Origin of the sequence: Corallococcus macrosporus DSM 14697, from assembly GCF_002305895.1 — a bacterium.
Lineage (GTDB): Bacteria > Myxococcota > Myxococcia > Myxococcales > Myxococcaceae > Myxococcus > Myxococcus macrosporus.
The window spans coordinates 2,427,086-2,443,556 of record NZ_CP022203.1 but is presented as its reverse complement, the minus strand read 5'-3'; the positions used below and the strand labels follow the sequence as shown (position 1 = coordinate 2,443,556).

The window sequence follows — 16,471 nt, the reverse complement described above, 5'->3', positions numbered from 1 at the left end:
CGCAATCCCGCCGCCTGGGGGCCCCTCACATGGGCGCGTGCGCGCCCTCCCCTTCCGACACGCCGTGGATGATGCGCGCGACGACGCGCAGGTCGTCGATGAAGGCCTCCAGCGCGGCCTCCCTCGCCCGGGGGTCCGGCGCGCGGAGGATGGAGGACGGGTGCACCGTGGCCACCACCACCCGCGCCCACTCCGACGCCACCGGCTGCCCGCGCGACTGCGTCACCCGGAAGTCCTTGCCCAGCAGCGCCTGCGCCGCGGTGGCGCCCAGACAGACGAGGACGTCCGGGCGGAACACCCGAAGCTCCGCCTCCAGCCATGGCAGGCAGGCGCGAATCTCCGCCGTGGTGGGCTTCGCGTGGATGCGCCGGGAGCCCTGGCCGGTCCACTTGAAGTGCTTCACCGTATTGGTGACGTACACCTGCGCGCGGTCGATGCCGGCGGCCTCCAGCGCCTCGTCCAGCAGCCGGCCAGAGGGCCCCACGAAGGGCCTCCCGGCCCGGTCCTCCTGGTCCCCTGGCTGCTCCCCCACCAGCATCACCCGGGGGCCAGGACGCGGTTGGCCCTCGGGCTCGCCAAAGACTGTCTGGGTGCCCGTGCGCCACAGCGGGCACGCCTGACACCCCGCGGCCGCCTTTCGGAGCTTGTCGTACGTCGGAGACTCAGGGATGAGGGGGGCCGCGGTGGTCTGGACGGAAGGACGCTTGGGCATGGCTGACACACAAGGTACGCACGGCACTCACGACGCAACCGGCCCTGGGGGCATGTTCGCCAACCGGCTGCGCAAGGGAGACAAGCGCTTCCGCAAGTGGGCCCGCGCGCAGGGCCTGACGGCCTTCCGCGTCTACGACAGGGACATCCCCGAGTACCCCTTCGCCATCGACGTCTACGGCGACCGCGTCCACGTCGTGGAGTACCCCCGGCGGCGCGCCATCGCCTCGGGCGCGGCGGAGACGCAGCGGGAGGAGGTGCTGGCCGCGGTGTCCGAGGTGCTGGCCGCCCCTCCCGAGCGCATCTTCGTGAAGACGCACACGCCCCAGCCCTGGGGCCGCTCGCAGTACGGCCGGGTGGGCCAGGACAGCGGGCGCATCGTGGTGGAGGAGCAGGGCCTCAAGTTCTGGGTGAACCTGGGCGACTACCTCGACACCGGCCTCTTCATGGACCACCGCAACACCCGCGCGCGCGTGCGGGAGGAGGCCCGGGGCAAGCGCTTCCTCAACCTCTTCGCGTACACCGGGGCCTTCACCGTCTACGCCGCCGCCGGAGGCGCCGCGAGCACGATGACGGTGGACCTGTCCAACACGTACCTGGATTGGGCCGAGGACAACCTGGAGCTCAACGGGCTGGCGGACGCACGGCACACCCTGGTGCGCGCGGACGCCAAGGCCTGGGTGGAGGCCCAGGCCGACGCGCCGGAGCGCTATGACCTGGTGGTGTGCGACCCGCCGTCCTTCTCCACGTCGAAGAAGATGTCGGGCAGCTTCAACGTGCAGCGCGACCACCCGCGCCTGCTGGCCGCCATCCGGGCGCTGCTCGCGCCCGGCGGCGTCCTCTACTTCTCCAACAACTTCCTGGGCTTCCAGTTGGACTCGAAGGCCACGCGGGGGATGGAGGTGGAGGAGCTCACCCCGCGCTCCATCCCCGAGGACTTCCAGCGAAAGGAGATCCACCGCTGCTGGCGCATGGTGGTCCCCTGACGCTGGCGTCCGGCGTCACTACAGCCAGCAGACGTTGTCGATGCAGCGCTCGCCGGCCGGGCACTCGCAGTTGGCCTGGCAGGTGTTGCCGCTGCCCGTGTTGACGGGCTTGCAGACGCCCTCCGTGCAGACCTGACCGGAGGGGCACTCGCAGTTGGCGCGGCACACCGGCGTCGACGTCCCGGCGTCCTGCACCGGGGGCGGCGCCGGCACCTTGCACTGGCCATTGGAGCAGACCTGGCCGGACGGGCAATCGCAGTTGGCCTCGCAGGCCGGGCCCGTGCCCGCATCCGGCGGAGGAGGCGGCGGGGCGGGCTGCTGGCAGTAGCCGTTGGTGCAGACCTCACCGGAGGGGCAGTCGCAGTTGGCCACGCACGACGGGCCCGGGTCCGGCTGCGGCGCCTTGCACTGGCCATTGGAGCAGACCTGGCCGGCGGGGCAGTCGCAGTTGGCGCGGCACTCGCCGCCATCCGGAATGGGCATGCAGTAGCCAATCTGGCAGGTGTAGTCCTCCGGGCACTGGGTGGTGGAGTCGCAGGACGCGCGGCACTGGCCATCCACGCAGTCCTTCCCGCCAGTGCAGTCCTCCGCCGTGGAGCAGGTGTTCGGGTCCGGGTCCACCGGGCGCGGGCGGCACAGGCCGCTCACGCACATGTCCGTCGCGTCGCACCAGCTATCGTCGTAGCAGCCGCGGATGCACTGGTTGTTGATGCAGTAGTTCCCCACCCCGCAGTCATTGTTCACGCGGCACACCTGGGCGGAGCCGCCATCCACACCGGCATCCGGGCGCGTCCCGCCGTCAGAGCCCGCGTCCGGGCGCGGTCCAGCGTCCGGGCGCGTCCCGGCGTCCGGGCGCGTCCCGGCGTCCACGGAGCCGTTGCCCACGCAGTACCAGTCCTCGCACCGCTGGCCCGAGCCGCAGTCGGAGTTGCGCGAGCAGGGCTGCGAGCAGACGCTGTTGATGCAGATCTGCGAGCCGGGGCAGTCCAGGGACGTCGAACACTGGCCAGAGTCGGGCGGGACCACCCGACATACGCCGCTGCGGCAGCTCTCGCCGCTGCTGCAGTCGCGGTCGGTGACGCAGTAGCAGATGCCGTCGTCGTCATAGTCGTCGTCGTACCAGTCGTCCTCACCGTGGACGATGCAGCCAGGCAGGATGGCGAGTACGGCGAGCAGCGGCAGCCACATCAGGCCACGTCTAGGAGTGTTCCGCATGAGTGGGGACTCCGAAATCTCTTGGGGACCGGTCCGGCCACCGGATGGGTTGTCCGGTTACAGCAGCGATGGACTCCGTAGCGCAGACGGTTGATCAAAAAATTTATTTGATCGGGTTTCGTCTTTCCGGAGACCCATGGCCATGGAGGTATGTAGTGGCCTGGACCATTCATCTGGCCGCCGGGCCGGGCTCTCAACGCGCCGGACCGCGACCACCCCTTGAGGGAGAGCCCCTGGTGTTCCTGCGTGGAGCCCGCTCATTCGCGCACGCCGCCAGCCTCCCGGAGGAGCGAAAGGGGCGCGACGTGTCCGGGGCTCCGGCCCAGGACGAGCCACGGCTCCAAGCGCTGGTCCGCCGCATCCAGGAGGGGGACCTGACGGCCTTCGAACAGCTCTATGCGCTGACGCGGGCGGATGCCTCGCGCACGTTGTGGCACCTGGTTGGCAACCGCGTGGACGTGGAGGACCTCCTCCAGGAGGCCTACCTCCGGCTGCTGACGGCCGTGAAGAGCTACCGGGGCGAGTCGCGCTTCCGGACCTTCTTCTACCGGGTGTGCGCCAACGTGGCGCTGTCCCACCTGCGCTGGAAGCGGCGCCGGCCGGAGGACTCCGTCTGGGAGCTGCCGGAAACCACGGCGGAGGGCGAGGACCCGGAGCGCGCGGCCTCGCGGCGTCAGGCGGCACGGCTGGTGGAGCTGGCGCTGGAGCGGCTCAAGCCGAAGAAGCGCATCGTCTTCGTGTACTACGAGCTGTGTGGCATGAGCCCGGACGAGATTGCCGAGGCCGTGGGAAGCTCGCCCAACACCGTCCGCAGCCGCCTCCACCATGCGCGGCTGGAGTTCAACGAGGCCATGCAGCGTCTGCTCGGCGCCAGCCGTCCCGGAGGTGCCCATGGCTCGCCATGAGCTGCCCTCCCTGTGGGCCCTGGCCGCGGGCGAGCTGGACGCCGAAGCGCGCGTCCGCGTCGAGGCGCACGTCGCCACCTGCTCCGAATGCGCCCAGGCGCTGGAGCAGGTGCGGCGGTCCCGCGCGGTCCTCCAGGAGGCCCGCGGCGCCACGCCTCCGCTGCGCTCGGACGCCATGCCGGATGGGCTCCGCGCGGCGGCGGCACGGCGGCTGACCCGCGGCACCCCAGCCGGCCGCTGGCCCTGGGCCGTGGCGCTCGCGGGGGTCTGCGCGGTGGTGCTGGGGCTCTGGATGGTCCGAGCGCCCAGGGTACGGGACGCGGCAGGCGCGCTCGTGGCCCGGACCGACGAGCCTGTCCTTTCTGTGCCGGGGGCCGAGGCTCCGGGCGCATTGGCCGGTGGCGGCGTCGCGCCCGGGACGGCTTCAGGGCCCCCTCACGTCGCGGCCGGCGGCGGCGCCACGCCCGTGCAGGCTCAGGACGCCGCGCACGCCGTGGCCGGCAGCGCGTCCCCGTTGCCCACGGACACGGCGGCGAGGACGGACGCCACCACGGAGACGGAGCGGGTCGCCGGCGCGGGGGCCATCCTGCGCGAAGCGGGCGGCGCGGAGCGGGCGCTCGAGCCTGGCATGCGGCTGCGCTCGGGCGTGGCGGTGCGGACGCCTCCGCGGTCCAGCGCCCTGCTCAGGCTGCCGGACGAGAGCCGCGTGCGACTGTCCTCGGGCTCGGAGGTGGAGCTGTCCCGCGCGGAGTCTCGCGACGTGCACCTCACCGTGACCAGGGGCCGCCTGTCCGTCGAGGCCTCGCACACCGCGCGCCAGGGCTTCCTGGTGGAGGTCGCGGGCCTGCGCGTGTCGGTGGTGGGCACCCTCTTCACGGTGGAGCGCACGAAGGACGGCGCCGCCGTGGCCGTGGCGGAAGGACAGGTCCGCGTCGAGGCGGCTGGACAGCCGGCCCGTCTGGTGGGCCCGGGTGAGCGCGTGGAGCTGCACGCGGCGAGACACACGCTGAACCCGCGCAGGATGTCGAAGCTGGACCTGCGCGCCATCGCGGAGCTCCGCGCACCCGAGGACGAAGCGCCCCCGTCCAAGGCCCTCAGCGCCCGCCCCGCCCCCGCCTGGAAGGCCGAACCGGTGGACGTGCCTGCGCCCACGACGCCGGGCGCGGTGGCGGCGGTGACGCCCTCGCCGCGGGAGCCCGCTACCGAGCCTCCCGAGCCCGCGCCACCGCCGGCGGCGGCCCTGGCCCCCGTGGCCGCGGCGGGCAACTCGCCGACCGCGACTCCGGCCCCCGGGGACCCGGTCCAGGAGTTCGCGCCCTACCCCGTGCCGTCGGTCAACGTCCCGCCGCCGCCCGCTCCAGCCCCTGCGCCCCAGGCACCACCGGAGGCCGTGGCGAAGCCTTCACCGAAGAAGCGCGAGCCCCTGATTCCCATGGCGCTGGTGTCCAGGGACGCCGACGAACGGTTCCTGGGCTACGCCCGGCTCCAGGTGAACTCGCGCAAGTGCGAGCGCTTCCTGGTGGGCCTGGACGAGATTGCCCAGCGCAGCCCTCGGGCTGCCCACCGCGAGCAGGCGCGCTACCTGCGCGCGCGGTGCTTCGAGGAGAAGCTCGAATCCCATCGGGCCCGGGACGAGTACCGGCGGTACCTCCAGGACTTCCCGCGAGGGCGCTACGCCAAGGAGGCCAAGACGGGCCTGCTGCCCTGAGCGGACGACCGAGTGACGCCCCCGCGCCCACGACTGTGCGCGGCGCAGACGCAGACGGCGCACAGGCGCAGAAGCCCGAGCGCGAAGCCCGGCACGAACGGCGTCGGGTCTCGCACCTCGAAGCGCGCCCCGGCTGCACGGACGGCGTCGGCTCTCGCACCCCGCTCCGGCCGCGCGGACGGCGTCAGCCCTCGAACCTCGAAGCGCGCCGGACGGCAGCGGCCTCAGGAGCCGGTGCGCGGCAGCTTCTGCGGCGGCTCGGTGGCGTTGCCTCGGGCCACCAGCTCGCGCACCACGGACTCCAGCGCGCGGATGCGCCGGCCCGCGCGCCCCGGGGCCCACTGCGGCACGTCCGGCCCTTGCAGCAGCGTCATCGCCTGCTCCACGCCGCCCGCCTTGCCCTTCAACGCGCGCGCGGTGGCCAGGCGCACGCTGCTGGCCGGACGCCGGGTGATGCCACCCGCCCACAGCAGGTCCAGCGCGAACGTCGTCCACACCGCCAGCTCGTCATCGGGGCGCAGGAAGGCCTCGAAGCGCTTCATCGCCTCGGCCCGGGGCTCGCCCGCGCGGAGGACGTCCTCGGGCAGCTCCACGTGCAGCGGCGTGCTGTAGGCCAGCGGCTGCTCCGGGGCGATGACGGCCTCGAAGCGCTCGCCCGTGGACGGACGGCACGCCACCGCGTGCACCAGCTCGGTGGGAATCTCCTCGCCTCCCGCGGGGTGGGCGTTCGCCTCGCCGTAGAAGACGACGAGCTTCTCGAAGCGCTCCGCCAGCGAGCGCAGCTCCAGCGGCGGGCGCCACGGCCCGAAGTAGATGCGGCGCCGGTTGGGCGAGGTGCGCGTCGCCTGCCGCGCGAGCTGCGTGTCCACCATGTACTCGAAGGCCCGCAGCATGGTGTCGAAGCGCGCCGGGTCCCCTTCCAGGATGCCCAGCATCTCCACCACCGCCTCGATGGTGGACACGCAGTGGTCCGCGGGCTCGGAGCGGATGCGGTAGTTGCTCGGCCGGCGCGGCACGAAGCCGATGCGCGGCAGCCCGGCCAGCACCGGGTTGCGCGAGACGACCTTCTTCGCCTGGGGCCAGGTGCCATCCACGACGATGAGCGTCTTGGGCGGATTCAGCCGCGCCTCCTCCACCGTGATGGCGTCGTCGCCCGGGAAGAGAATCGCCACGGAGTCGCGCTGCGCGGCCAGCGCCTCGATGCGCCGGTGGCCGGTGAAGTCCACGCCTTCATGCAGCTCGGAGTTGCTGAGCGACAGGTGCGCCATGCGCGCGGTGCCAATGGCCACGCGGCTCTCGCGCGGGTGCTGGAGGAACACGACGCGCGTGCGAGTCTCCAGCCGGGGCGGCAGTTGCGCGCAATAACAGGCGCTTTCAGGACGGCGGCAACGCAGGCAGAGGTTACGCACGGCTCCCGCCTTTACGGCACGCTCCGATGGGGGGCAAGCCCCACCACGGGAGCGGCGGGCAGGCTGGGTGCCCGGGGACCGGCTTCCCGGGGGCGGCCACCCCCACAGGCCCGACATGCCCCTGGACGGGGGACTCCCATGCCTCCAGGCGACGGGGTACAGAGGCCTCCGTGAACCTGCTGCTCCTGGTGGACGATGACTTCCTGCCCGACGGCACCGCGCGCCTCACCGGCCGGCGGGCCCAGCACGCCCGAGAGGTGCTGCGCGCCGAGCCCGGTGAATCCCTGCGCGTGGGCCGCCTGGGCGGCCTCACGGGCACCGGCGAGGTCCTGGAGAACAGCGCCGGGGTGCTGCACCTGCGCGTCGCCCTCACCGAGCCCCCGCCGCCGCGCGCGGGCGTGGACCTGCTGCTGGCCATCCCCCGGCCCAAGGCGCTGAAGAAGGTGCTGCCCGCGGTGGCCTCGCTGGGCGTGGACCGCATCGTCCTGGTCAACGCGGCGCGCGTGGAGAAGAGCTACTTCGACTCCAAGGTGCTGGAGCCGGCCTTCGTCCACGAGCTGCTCATCCAGGGCCTGGAGCAGGCCCGCGACACGCGCCTCCCCGAGGTCCTGGTCCGCGAGCGCTTCCGCCCCTTCGTCGAGGACGAGCTCGACGCCGTCTTCGGCCCCCAGTCCCTCCGCCTGCTCCCCCACCCGCCCGCGCGGCAGCCGCTCCGCGCACTGGGCGTGGGGTTGGCCCAGCGCGTCGTGCTGGCCATAGGCCCGGACGGCGGCTGGGTGCCCTTCGAGGCCGACCTCCTGGAAGCCCACGGCTTCCACCCGTTTTCGTTGGGGCCCCGGATTCTCCGCGTGGAGACGGCCGTCCCCGTCCTCCTCGGGCAGGTCGCGCTTCTCCGGGACGACACTGCGGCGCCTTCGGCGACAACTCTGACTTGAAGGCCCGGCGTGGCCGGGTGAAGAGTTGTCCATGGCCACGAACCGTTCTTCCGCCGCCGCTCAGCCCGCCCTGGGCGAGCAACAGCCGATTGTCACCTCCGAGGAGCAGGCTCCCGCCGCCGCGCCGGCGAAGCCCGCCACGCATGACACGGCGCCGCCGCCGGCCCTGCTCGACTTCATGATGAAGGACTGGAAGCCGCGCTCGAAGAAGCTCCCGCCCCGAATCAAGAGCGCGGAGTCCTTCAAGGCCCGCCGCCGGGCGCTCTCCAAGCTGTTCCCCGGCGAGACGCTCGTCATCCCCACCGGCCACGAGAAGGTGCGCGCCAACGACACCAACTTCCGCTTCCGGCCGGGCAGCGACTTCTACTACCTCACCGGCAACCTGGAGCCGGACTGCGTGCTCGTCCTCCAGCCCAAGGAGAAGGGCGGCCACACCGACGTCCTCTTCGTGGAGCCCAACCCCGGCCGCACCGACGCCACCTTCTTCACCGACCGCGTGAAGGGCGAGCTGTGGGAAGGCCCCCGCCTGGGCGTGAAGGAGAGCCAGGCCCGCTACGGCGTGGACGAGGCCCGCGGCCTCAACGAGCTGCCGGACTACCTCTCCAACCTCAGCGGCGCGGCGAGCCGCCCCACGCGCGTGCTGCGCGGCCTGTCCCCCAAGGTGGATGGCGCCGTGCCGGAGCCCGCGGAGAAGGACAAGGACAAGGGGCTGGCCCAGGCGCTGTCGGAGATGCGGCTGCTCAAGGACGCGCAGGAGCTGAAGGAGCTCCAGACGTCCATCGACTCCACGCAGCGCGGCTTCGAGGACGTCATCCGCGGCCTGAAGTCGGCGAAGACGGAGCGCTACGTGGAGGGCATCTTCAACCTCCGCGCCCGCGTGGAAGGCAATGACGTGGGCTACCGCACCATCGCCGCCTCCGGCGCCCACGCGTGCATCCTGCACTGGCACCACAATGACGGGCCGCTCGTCCCCGGTGATTTGCTGCTGCTGGACGCGGGCGTGGAGGGCCAGACGCTCTACACCGCGGACATCACCCGCACCCTGCCCATCTCCGGGAAGTTCTCCAAGGAGCAGCGCGAAATCTACGACCTGGTGCTGGAGGCGCAGGCCGCGGCCTTCGCAGAGGTGAAGCCGGGCAAGGACTTCATGGAGCCCAACCGCGCCGCCATGCGCGTGCTGGCGGAGGGCCTGGAGTCCCTGGGCATCCTCGAAAGCGCCGAGGAGGCGCTCAAGGACGAGCACCAGTTCTACAAGCGCTACTCGCTCCACAACGTCAGCCACATGCTGGGCCTGGACGTGCACGACTGCGCCCAGGCGCGGCAGGAGGCCTACAAGTACGGGAAGCTCCAGCCGGGCATGGTGCTGACGGTGGAGCCCGGCCTGTACTTCCAGACGGACGACCTCACCGTGCCCAAGCGCTACCGCGGCATCGGCGTGCGCATCGAGGACGACGTCGTCGTCACCGCGCGCGGCTGCAAGGTCCTCTCCGCCAACATCCCCAGCAAGGCCCGGGACGTGGAGGCGTGGATGAAGTCCCTCTGGGCGGCGGACAAGGCCGCCCGGAAGGGCAAGAAGAAGTAGGCGCGGCGCGCTACTTCGGTTTCGCCGCCGCGGCCGCGGCCCGCTCCTGCCACTGCGCCAGTGGCAGGGGCTTCACGTCCTTGAGCGTGGACACGTCGACGTCGAAGACGCGGGGGCCGGAGCTCGTGTCCGGCCCGGCGCTGAAGCTGAGGCGGTGGATTTCGTGCCCGTCCTCCGTCTCCAGCACCACGCGCCAATCGCCGGGCTTCAGGTGGGACGTCGTCGCGTAGTAGCGGTAGCCGCCGTCCGTGCCGTTGCTGCTGACGGTGGCCATGAAGCCGTTGCCGTACGTCGTCCAGCCCTTCTGCGGGTCGTCGAAGTACCAGCGCACGCGGACCTTGTACGACTGGAAGTGCTTCGGCGCGAAGATGCGGAAGAAGTAGTAGGGCTTGTCCCCCGGCTGCATCAGGAAGTCCGGCCCGCCCCACGTCCACGGCTTGTACCAGGCGCCGGAGTCCACCGAGGACAGGTGGTAGACGCCCGGGCTCACCCGCTCCACCTGGTGGTAGATGCCCGCGAACTGCACGGCCACCGGCAGCGGCGGAATCACGCCCACCAGGTACAGCCCCAGCAGGGCGGCCTGCACTCCGAAGCCGGGGATGGCCACGTTGCGGAGCACGTAGCGGCTGTCGTCCGGACGCCAGCGGGCGATGAGGCGCATCATCCCGTAGATGCTCGCCGAGCCCACCGCGACGGCCAGCACGAAGACCCAGAAGCCCATCCGCCCGAGCACCACCGGGAGCAGGCAGACGAAGTACATCGTCACGCACAGGCTGAGCAGCACCATGCGCATGACGGGGCCCAGCCTGCGGAACACGGGCAGCTCGTTGGCCGCCAGCAGGGCGAAGAGGCCCACCACGAACAGGTAGGGCAGCGCGCCCGACGTGCTCCTGAAGAGCAGCAGCATGAAGGCGCTGAGCAGGCTTCCGAAGAGGAAGTGGATGCCGTCCTCGCGCCAGCGCCAGACCTTCCGCAGGAACTTCGGCGGCTCCACGCCGTCCGGGTAGCGCTGCTCCAGCAGCAGCAGGCCGGTGAGGACCAGCAGGTAGCCGAAGTTCTGCGCCAGCGTCAGCGTGTCATCGATGCGGCTGATGGTGAGGACGTCGTAGATGAAGCCGCCGAAGAAGAAGACGGCCATCTCCCACTTCTCGTGGCGGGTGCGGAACTGCTGCACCTTCTCCATGAGGGTGGGCGCCTTCGCCGTGTCGACCAGGTCGTCCGGGTCCACCGCCACGCCCGGCGCCTGGGCCGGCGGCACGGTGTCCGTCAGGGCGACGGCGGCGTTGCGCTCAGCGACGGGGACGTTCGTCTCGACGCCAGGGCCCACGGCGGGCACCTCGGCGGAGGCTTCGTCCGGATTCTCAGGGGTGTTCTGACGGGTAGCAGTGACCACGGCGGTTCCTCGGGGCAGCGGCCTTCCATTCTAGCCGCAGCGAGGGGAGCCGGTCTCCCCTCGCCCGTCACTCCCCGAGGCGCCGTCCGCTAGGCCGGGCTCTTGCCCGCGACCAGGTCGGCCAGCTCACCGCGCTCGGCCAGCTCCATGAGGATGTCGGAGCCGCCGATGAACTGCCCGTTGATGAAAATCTGGGGGATGGTGGGCCAGTTGGTGAAGTCCTTGATGCCCTGGCGAATCTCCGGGTCGGCGAGCACGTCCACCGTGTGGACCTCACCCAGGGGCTGCAGGAGCTGCAGCGCCCGCGCGGAGAAGCCACACTGGGGGAACAGCGCGTTGCCCTTCATGAAGAGCACAATCTTGTGCGCCCGGGTCTCCTGCTCCAACCGGGCCTTGAGTTCAGGCGTCATGGGTACCGCTCTCCTTCTAGCGAGTCCCGAGCTTCTTCCACTGCTCGGGAGAATAGGTCTTTAGCGCGAGCGCATGCAGCTCGCCGCTCTTCAGCCACTGCTGGAGGGGCGCGTACACGAGCTGGTGCTGCTGCACCATGGCTTTCCCAGCGAAGTCGGGGCTGACCACCCGGGCCTCGTAGTGGTCTCCCGTCCCGGTGTAGTCCCGCACCTCCACCTCGGAGCCCGGCAGGGCCTCCAGGATGCGGGCCCGGATGAATTCGGCGTCGAGCATCAGTTCATTCCCCTTCCCATCACCAGCATGGCGGGGTCCACCCCCATGCTTCGCAAAGTCGCGTCCCACAGCTTCGACGGCTCCTGCCCGAGCACCGACTCCGCGGTGGCCTCGGTGAAGAGCCAGGAGCCGGCGGCAATCTCGCTCTCGAGTTGCTTGGGCCCCCAGCCCGCGTACCCCAGGCAGAAGCGCAGGCGTGGGTTCGGGTTCGTCAGGAGCGGGCCCAGCGCGTCCAGCGTCACGCTCAGGTACAGGCCGGGCAGCACCGAGTGCTTCTCCCGCTGCTCCGTGTCGTCGTGGAGGACGAAGCCCCGCTGGGGCTCCACCGGCCCGCCCAGGAAGACGGCGTGCTCCTTCCGTCCGGCGGCGATGCCCAGGTTCTGCCCGCGCGCCAGCTCGCCGAGCGTGAGGGGCGCCCCCCGGTTGATGACGAGCCCCATGGAGCCCGTCTCCGAGTGCTCCAGCATCAAGACGACCGAGCGGTGGAAATTCGGGTCGCCGAGCTGGGGCATGGCCAGCAGCAAGCCGGGAGCGAGGTTCTTCACGCCAGGAGCATCAACCGTTCACGCGGATGGCGCAACCGGAACCCGCCCCGGAAGCCCCGGCCGGAGGGGCATCAGTGCCAGCTCGTGTGCCTGGTCTGGAGGGCCTCGGCCAGCCGCTGGGGGTCCAGGGGCTTTCCGATGAAGAGGTCCGCGCCCAGCCCCTTGCACTTGCGCGCCATGGCCGCGTCGCTCATGGCGCTGACGCCGATGAGGACGGACTGGGGGAAGCGCTCGCGCAGGCGGGACATGAGCGTGGCGCCGCTGCGGCCGGGCAGGAAGACGTCGACGATGGCGGCGTCCATGCGCTTGTTGCGCACGGCGAACTCCGCCTCCTCGGCGCTGCCCACGGGCAGGGGCTCGTAGCCCCAACCCGCCAGCATCTCCACCAGGATTTCACGGTGGGACGGGTCGTCCTCGACGACCAGCACGGCGCCGCGCGCGGGCTCCAGCTTGAGAGAGTCCGTGCGCTCCTCGCGCTCGCGGGAGTCGAGTTCGGTGGAGGTGACAAGCTCTTCGCTGGGCGTCAGGGACATGGAGGCACCGATGTGGGCAAAAGGTTTCCGTGTGAGAGAAACCCCTCCCCCAACGTTGGGAATTCCACTTCGCGCGGGGGCCGGCGCCCCTCCGCGCTGTCCGTCAGGCTGCCCTGCGAGGTGCCCCGGAGAGTGCCTGGGAGGCGAGCGAGGCGCCGAGCACCAGCAGCACGAGCAGCGCCCAGGCGGGCAGCACCACGCGGCCGCCGCCTTCGTAGATGAGGGCGGCGTAGCTGGTGCCCAGGTAGCGGCCCAGGGACATGGGCTCCATCCGGGCGATGCCGAAGAAGCTCACGGTGGACTCGGTGAGGATGGCGGCGGGGAGCCGGGACAGGAACACCGCCAGCGCGAAGGGCCGCAGCGCGGGCCACAGGTGGACGCGCAGCAGGTGCAGGCCACCTCCGCCCAGCGCCCGGGACGCGGCCACGTACTCCTGCGATTCGAGCGTCGCCAGGCGGTTGCGGAACATGCGCGCGGGGCCCGCCCAGCCGACCAGGGCCAGCGAGACGACCATCAGCCCGAAGGGGCCCAGGCCGCCGCCGACGCCCGCGTCGGAGAGCGACTGCCCCGCGAGCTGGAGCACCATCACCACCAGCACGTCCGGCAGGGCGAAGACGGCGTCCACGGCGCGCAGCAGCGTCTGCTCCACCGCGCCGCCGGACAGGCGCGCAGCGGCGGCCACGGCGAGGCCGATGAGCGTGGAGAGCGCGCCCGCCGCGAGCCCCACGGCGAGGGAGACCCAGAGCCCACCGAAGGCGAGCTCGCACACGCTCCGGTCCGGGCGCGTGGGGTCCATGCCCAGCGGACAGGTGCTGGCCAGGGCCTCCGGGAAGAGCCGCCCCGCCACGAGGCTGAGCAGGCCCAGCCCCACGAGGAGCGCCAGGCCGACGCGGGCGCGCGTGGGAATCCGGCTCATGCCGAGGCCTCCGGGGAGCGCGGGGGGGTGGGGGGCGCCAGGCCGCCACACGCGTGCGCGAGAACGAGGCTCATGCCGAGGCCTCCCGCGAGCGCGGGTCCACGGCGTAGCGAAGGACCTCCACCGCGAGGCTCACGACGACGAGCAAGGTCGCGAAGGTGGTGGTGGCGACCACGACGACGGCCACCTGCTTGTTGAGCACCGCCAACACGTAGAGCTGGCCGAAGTACGGCAGGCCCAGCACGCGCTCCGCCGCGAAGGAGCCGGCGAGCAGCGACGTGGCCACCGGCCCCACCGCGTCCAGCATGGCCGGCCAGACATTGGGCAGGACGTGGCGGCGCAGCACGGCGGCGCGAGACAGGCCCTTGCCCAGCGCGGTGCGCACGTAGTCACGCGACAGCTCGGCCTCCAGCGAATCACCCACCAGCGTGCCCAGGAAGATGCCGGGCCAGATGGACGTCACCAGCGCCGCGCACAGCTCCGGCAGCAGGTAGCCCCGCTCCACCACGCCGGGCGCCAGCAGCAACGCGGGGATGAACACGGGCGTACCGAAAGCCACGGCGGGCACCACGTCACCGAGCGCGGCCCACCGGCCCTTGCGCCACCGGGTGCGCAGCAACGCGAAACCCAGGGCCCACGTCAGCGCGAGCGGCAGCGCCATCAGCCCCACGCCCACGCTGCCGGACAGCTTCGTCAGCAGCTCATCGCCCGTGATGCCCTGGGCGCTCGTGCCCAGGCGCTCACCGCGAAAGAGCTTCTCCCACGGGCGCAGGAAGCCCAGCGGCTCACCAATGCCCAGGTCCCGCCGGTACGACGCCGCCAGCTCTCGCGACACCTGCCGCTTCGCGTCCGTCTCCGCGGTCAGCGGCAACGAGGCCATGAGGAAGTACGACGCCACGGCCACGACTGGCACCAGGATGAGCTGCCGCGACAGTCGCTGGGCAATGGCCCTCATGGCGCGCCTCCCCATCGGAGCCCCGCGCCAGCAGCCCAGCGCCGCATGACCTGGCGAACGCGAGCCGACTTCGAAACACACCGCTGGGCGATGGAGGATGACACGCGCTTGTCAGCCTGAGCGCCACGCCCACCCAGAGCGCGTCCGCCATGCGTCCCACGCGAAGTGCTCGCGACAGACAACGCGCCTTGCCTCCCGCTCACGGGGCATCCTCCGCCCGGGGCGCATCCGCCGCCACCGCCCTCAGGCGAAGCGCGCGCAGCGCCAGGAAGTTGAAGGGGTCCACGTCCACGCCGCGCAGCCGCTCCCGCGCGCGGTAGTAACGGTCCGGGTGGTACAGCGGCGCAATCACGGCCTGCTCCCCCACCAGCACCTCCTGCGCCTGGACATAGGACGCACGGGCAGTCGCCTCATCCGGCGCGCCGTCGCCCTGCGCCAGCAATCGCTCGAAGCGCGCCATCGGCTCGCCGCCCGCCTGCGTCTCCCAGCCCGTCTGGTGATTGCCCTCGCGCTCGAAAAGCGTGAAGAACGTGTTCGGGTGCGCGTAGTCCGCGCCCAGGCGCCGCAGGTACAAGTCATACGTGCGGGGCCCCTGCGCCGAGCGCCGGGAAATCTCCGCCGAGAAATCCGAGCGCGCCTCCAACACCACCCGCACGCCCACGCGCGCGAGCTGCGCGGCCACCCGCTCCGCGATGGCCACCTCGGGCACGAAGCCATCCCCCGACCGGTAGATGAGCCGCAGCGGCCGCTCCAAGCCCGCCACCCCCGCCAGCTCCGCCCGGGCCTGCTCCGGCGCGTAGCGCGGCAGGCGCTCGGCCTCGGCCGCCGTCGCGGCCCCCGGGAGCTCCGGCGGCAGCAGCACATGGGACGGCCGCGCCACGGGCAGCAGCCCCGCCAGCAGCGCCTCGCGGTCCAACGCCCGAGCCAGCGCGCGCCGCACCTCCGGCCTGTCCAGCGGCGCCCTCTCCGTGTTGAAGGCCAGGAAGTAGGTGGACAGCAGCGGCTCGCGGCGCAGGTCGTCCGGCCGGTGGATGCGCAGCGCCGCGGCGCTGTCCACGAAGACGAAGTCCACCCGTCCCCGCTCATACAGCGCCGGGCCAATCTCCGACTTCATCAGGGTGATGACCGGGGCAGGCGTCTCCCCTTCCGCCAGCGGCGAGGCAAACGCCGAGGCCGGGTTGTGGACCAGCCGCACGCGCTCGCCCGCGCGGTCCCACCGCTCCACGCGGTACGGCCCCAGGGCCAGCGGCCGGCCGTCGCGAGGGCGGTCGAAGTAGTCGCGGACGGCCTCGTCCGACTTCCCCTCCAGGTCCGCCGAGGGCGCCGGATAGAACAGGTACACGTTGGCCACGCGCGCCAGGAAGTAGCTGCGCGGCCGCGCCAGCGTCACCCGCAGCGTGTGCGCGTCCACGGCCTCCACGCCCACGCGCTCCAGCGCGGCGCGGACCTCCGTCTCCGGCGCGCCCCGCTCCTGGAGCGCCAGCGCCTCCGCCGCCCCCGCCAGGTCCGCCATCTCCCCGCGCTCGCGGCCCTGGAGCGCGCGCCGCCAGCCGATGACGAAGTCGCGGGCGACGAGCGGCGCGCCATTGGACCAGCGCACGTCCCGCCGCAGGTGGAACGTGTAGACGTCGCGCCCCTGCCCGTCCGTGACGCGCCCCCACCGCTCGGCCAGCCCAGGCTCCACGCCATGGTCCGGCCCCAACTGGGTGAGTCCGCGCTGCGTGGCCAGCATCACCGGGTAGTTGGCCCAGCTATCCGGGTCGGAGTGGCTCCAATCCAGCGTGGTGGGCATGGCCGGCACCACCACCTTCACGCCGGGCTCCGGCTGGAAGCCGCAGGGCCCACACGAGGCGGCCCACACGGCCAGCAGGAACCACCACCACCGGAGTCGAGCGCGCGGAGCCACCAGGGCCTCTTCTACCCCGAAGGCCCAGGCCCCGAAAAAGGAGAAGCCAGGAGCCCGGCGACCCTGGTCGTCCGGCATCCTGGCTTCC

The 16,471-nt window shown here is 72.0% G+C and carries 16 protein-coding genes; 5 read left to right on the top strand and 11 right to left on the bottom strand.

Annotated features, from left to right (window positions below):
• Positions 1 to 25: 25 nt before the first annotated feature.
• Positions 26 to 712 carry a UdgX family uracil-DNA binding protein gene (locus MYMAC_RS10490; protein ID WP_095957991.1) on the bottom strand — a complete coding sequence of 229 codons (687 nt, stop codon included), beginning with the start codon at positions 710 to 712 and terminating at the stop codon, positions 26 to 28.
• On the opposite strand from MYMAC_RS10490, the gene MYMAC_RS10485 reads away from it, so the two are divergent.
• Entirely contained in the window at positions 711 to 1,697 is a 987-nt protein-coding gene (locus MYMAC_RS10485) for a class I SAM-dependent methyltransferase (protein WP_239989462.1), read from the top strand. The genes MYMAC_RS10490 and MYMAC_RS10485 overlap by 2 nt on opposite strands.
• 18 nt (positions 1,698 to 1,715) lie before the next feature.
• Here MYMAC_RS10485 and MYMAC_RS10480 read toward each other — a convergent pair whose 3' ends face one another.
• Entirely contained in the window at positions 1,716 to 2,912 is a 1,197-nt protein-coding gene (locus MYMAC_RS10480; protein ID WP_095957989.1) for a Dickkopf N-terminal cysteine-rich domain-containing protein, read from the bottom strand.
• Between the two features lie 236 nt (positions 2,913 to 3,148).
• Here MYMAC_RS10480 and MYMAC_RS10475 point away from each other — a divergent pair, with 236 nt between their 5' ends.
• Entirely contained in the window at positions 3,149 to 3,817 is a 669-nt protein-coding gene (locus MYMAC_RS10475) for an RNA polymerase sigma factor (protein ID WP_095957988.1), read from the top strand.
• Positions 3,804 to 5,525, top strand: a complete 1,722-nt coding sequence (locus MYMAC_RS38340; RefSeq protein ID WP_275663275.1) for a FecR domain-containing protein — start codon at positions 3,804 to 3,806, stop codon at positions 5,523 to 5,525. The genes MYMAC_RS10475 and MYMAC_RS38340 overlap by 14 nt, the downstream gene beginning before the upstream one ends.
• Before the next feature lie 224 nt (positions 5,526 to 5,749).
• On the opposite strand, the gene MYMAC_RS10465 is transcribed toward MYMAC_RS38340, so the two are convergent.
• A complete protein-coding gene (locus tag MYMAC_RS10465; protein ID WP_095957986.1) occupies positions 5,750 to 6,934 on the bottom strand; it encodes a tRNA-uridine aminocarboxypropyltransferase in 1,185 nt (394 codons plus the stop codon).
• A gap of 170 nt (positions 6,935 to 7,104) precedes the next feature.
• On the opposite strand from MYMAC_RS10465, the gene MYMAC_RS10460 reads away from it, so the two are divergent.
• Together MYMAC_RS10460 and MYMAC_RS10455 are read left to right on the top strand one after the other, a co-directional pair.
• Complete coding sequence (locus tag MYMAC_RS10460) at positions 7,105 to 7,869, top strand: 16S rRNA (uracil(1498)-N(3))-methyltransferase (protein WP_095957985.1); 765 nt, start codon at positions 7,105 to 7,107, stop codon at positions 7,867 to 7,869.
• Positions 7,870 to 7,900: 31 nt separating this feature from the next.
• Positions 7,901 to 9,451, top strand: a complete 1,551-nt coding sequence (locus MYMAC_RS10455; protein ID WP_204817498.1) for an aminopeptidase P family protein — start codon at positions 7,901 to 7,903, stop codon at positions 9,449 to 9,451.
• A 10-nt stretch (positions 9,452 to 9,461) separates the two neighbouring features.
• Here the strand turns inward: MYMAC_RS10455 and MYMAC_RS10450 are convergent, their stop codons facing one another.
• From MYMAC_RS10450 to MYMAC_RS10415, 8 genes are all read right to left on the bottom strand, one after another.
• Entirely contained in the window at positions 9,462 to 10,844 is a 1,383-nt protein-coding gene (locus MYMAC_RS10450) for a DUF2914 domain-containing protein (protein WP_095957983.1), read from the bottom strand.
• A gap of 89 nt (positions 10,845 to 10,933) precedes the next feature.
• Complete coding sequence (grxD, locus tag MYMAC_RS10445; RefSeq protein WP_013938621.1) at positions 10,934 to 11,254, bottom strand: Grx4 family monothiol glutaredoxin; 321 nt, start codon at positions 11,252 to 11,254, stop codon at positions 10,934 to 10,936.
• 16 nt (positions 11,255 to 11,270) lie between these two features.
• A complete protein-coding gene (locus MYMAC_RS10440; RefSeq protein ID WP_011552107.1) occupies positions 11,271 to 11,528 on the bottom strand; it encodes a BolA family protein in 258 nt (85 codons plus the stop codon).
• Positions 11,528 to 12,073 carry a YqgE/AlgH family protein gene (locus MYMAC_RS10435; RefSeq protein WP_095957982.1) on the bottom strand — a complete coding sequence of 182 codons (546 nt, stop codon included), beginning with the start codon at positions 12,071 to 12,073 and terminating at the stop codon, positions 11,528 to 11,530. The genes MYMAC_RS10440 and MYMAC_RS10435 overlap by 1 nt, the downstream gene beginning before the upstream one ends.
• A gap of 71 nt (positions 12,074 to 12,144) precedes the next feature.
• On the bottom strand, positions 12,145 to 12,606 hold the full coding sequence (locus MYMAC_RS10430) for a response regulator (RefSeq protein WP_013938619.1): 462 nt from the start codon (positions 12,604 to 12,606) through the stop codon (positions 12,145 to 12,147).
• Positions 12,607 to 12,709: 103 nt separating this feature from the next.
• A complete protein-coding gene (locus MYMAC_RS10425) occupies positions 12,710 to 13,522 on the bottom strand; it encodes an ABC transporter permease subunit (protein WP_013938618.1) in 813 nt (270 codons plus the stop codon).
• Between the two features lie 70 nt (positions 13,523 to 13,592).
• Entirely contained in the window at positions 13,593 to 14,477 is an 885-nt protein-coding gene (locus tag MYMAC_RS10420; protein ID WP_095957981.1) for an ABC transporter permease subunit, read from the bottom strand.
• 199 nt (positions 14,478 to 14,676) lie between these two features.
• A complete protein-coding gene (locus MYMAC_RS10415; protein WP_095961554.1) occupies positions 14,677 to 16,386 on the bottom strand; it encodes a peptide ABC transporter substrate-binding protein in 1,710 nt (569 codons plus the stop codon).
• Between the last annotated feature and the right edge of the window lie 85 nt (positions 16,387 to 16,471).

Excerpts from the sequence above, each read along its gene's own strand:
- MYMAC_RS10420 (WP_095957981.1), bottom strand. The coding sequence starts at position 14,477 with ATGAGGGCCATTGCCCAGCGACTGTCGCGGCAGCTCATCCTGGTGCCA.
- MYMAC_RS10425 (WP_013938618.1), bottom strand. The coding sequence starts at position 13,522 with ATGAGCCGGATTCCCACGCGCGCCCGCGTCGGCCTGGCGCTCCTCGTG.
- MYMAC_RS10480 (WP_095957989.1), bottom strand. The coding sequence starts at position 2,912 with ATGCGGAACACTCCTAGACGTGGCCTGATGTGGCTGCCGCTGCTCGCC.
- MYMAC_RS10485 (WP_239989462.1), top strand. The coding sequence starts at position 711 with ATGGCTGACACACAAGGTACGCACGGCACTCACGACGCAACCGGCCCT.
- MYMAC_RS10455 (WP_204817498.1), top strand. The coding sequence starts at position 7,901 with ATGGCCACGAACCGTTCTTCCGCCGCCGCTCAGCCCGCCCTGGGCGAG.
- MYMAC_RS10440 (WP_011552107.1), bottom strand. The coding sequence starts at position 11,528 with ATGCTCGACGCCGAATTCATCCGGGCCCGCATCCTGGAGGCCCTGCCG.
- MYMAC_RS10430 (WP_013938619.1), bottom strand. The coding sequence starts at position 12,606 with ATGTCCCTGACGCCCAGCGAAGAGCTTGTCACCTCCACCGAACTCGAC.
- MYMAC_RS10490 (WP_095957991.1), bottom strand. The coding sequence starts at position 712 with ATGCCCAAGCGTCCTTCCGTCCAGACCACCGCGGCCCCCCTCATCCCT.
- grxD (WP_013938621.1), bottom strand. The coding sequence starts at position 11,254 with ATGACGCCTGAACTCAAGGCCCGGTTGGAGCAGGAGACCCGGGCGCAC.
- MYMAC_RS38340 (WP_275663275.1), top strand. The coding sequence starts at position 3,804 with ATGGCTCGCCATGAGCTGCCCTCCCTGTGGGCCCTGGCCGCGGGCGAG.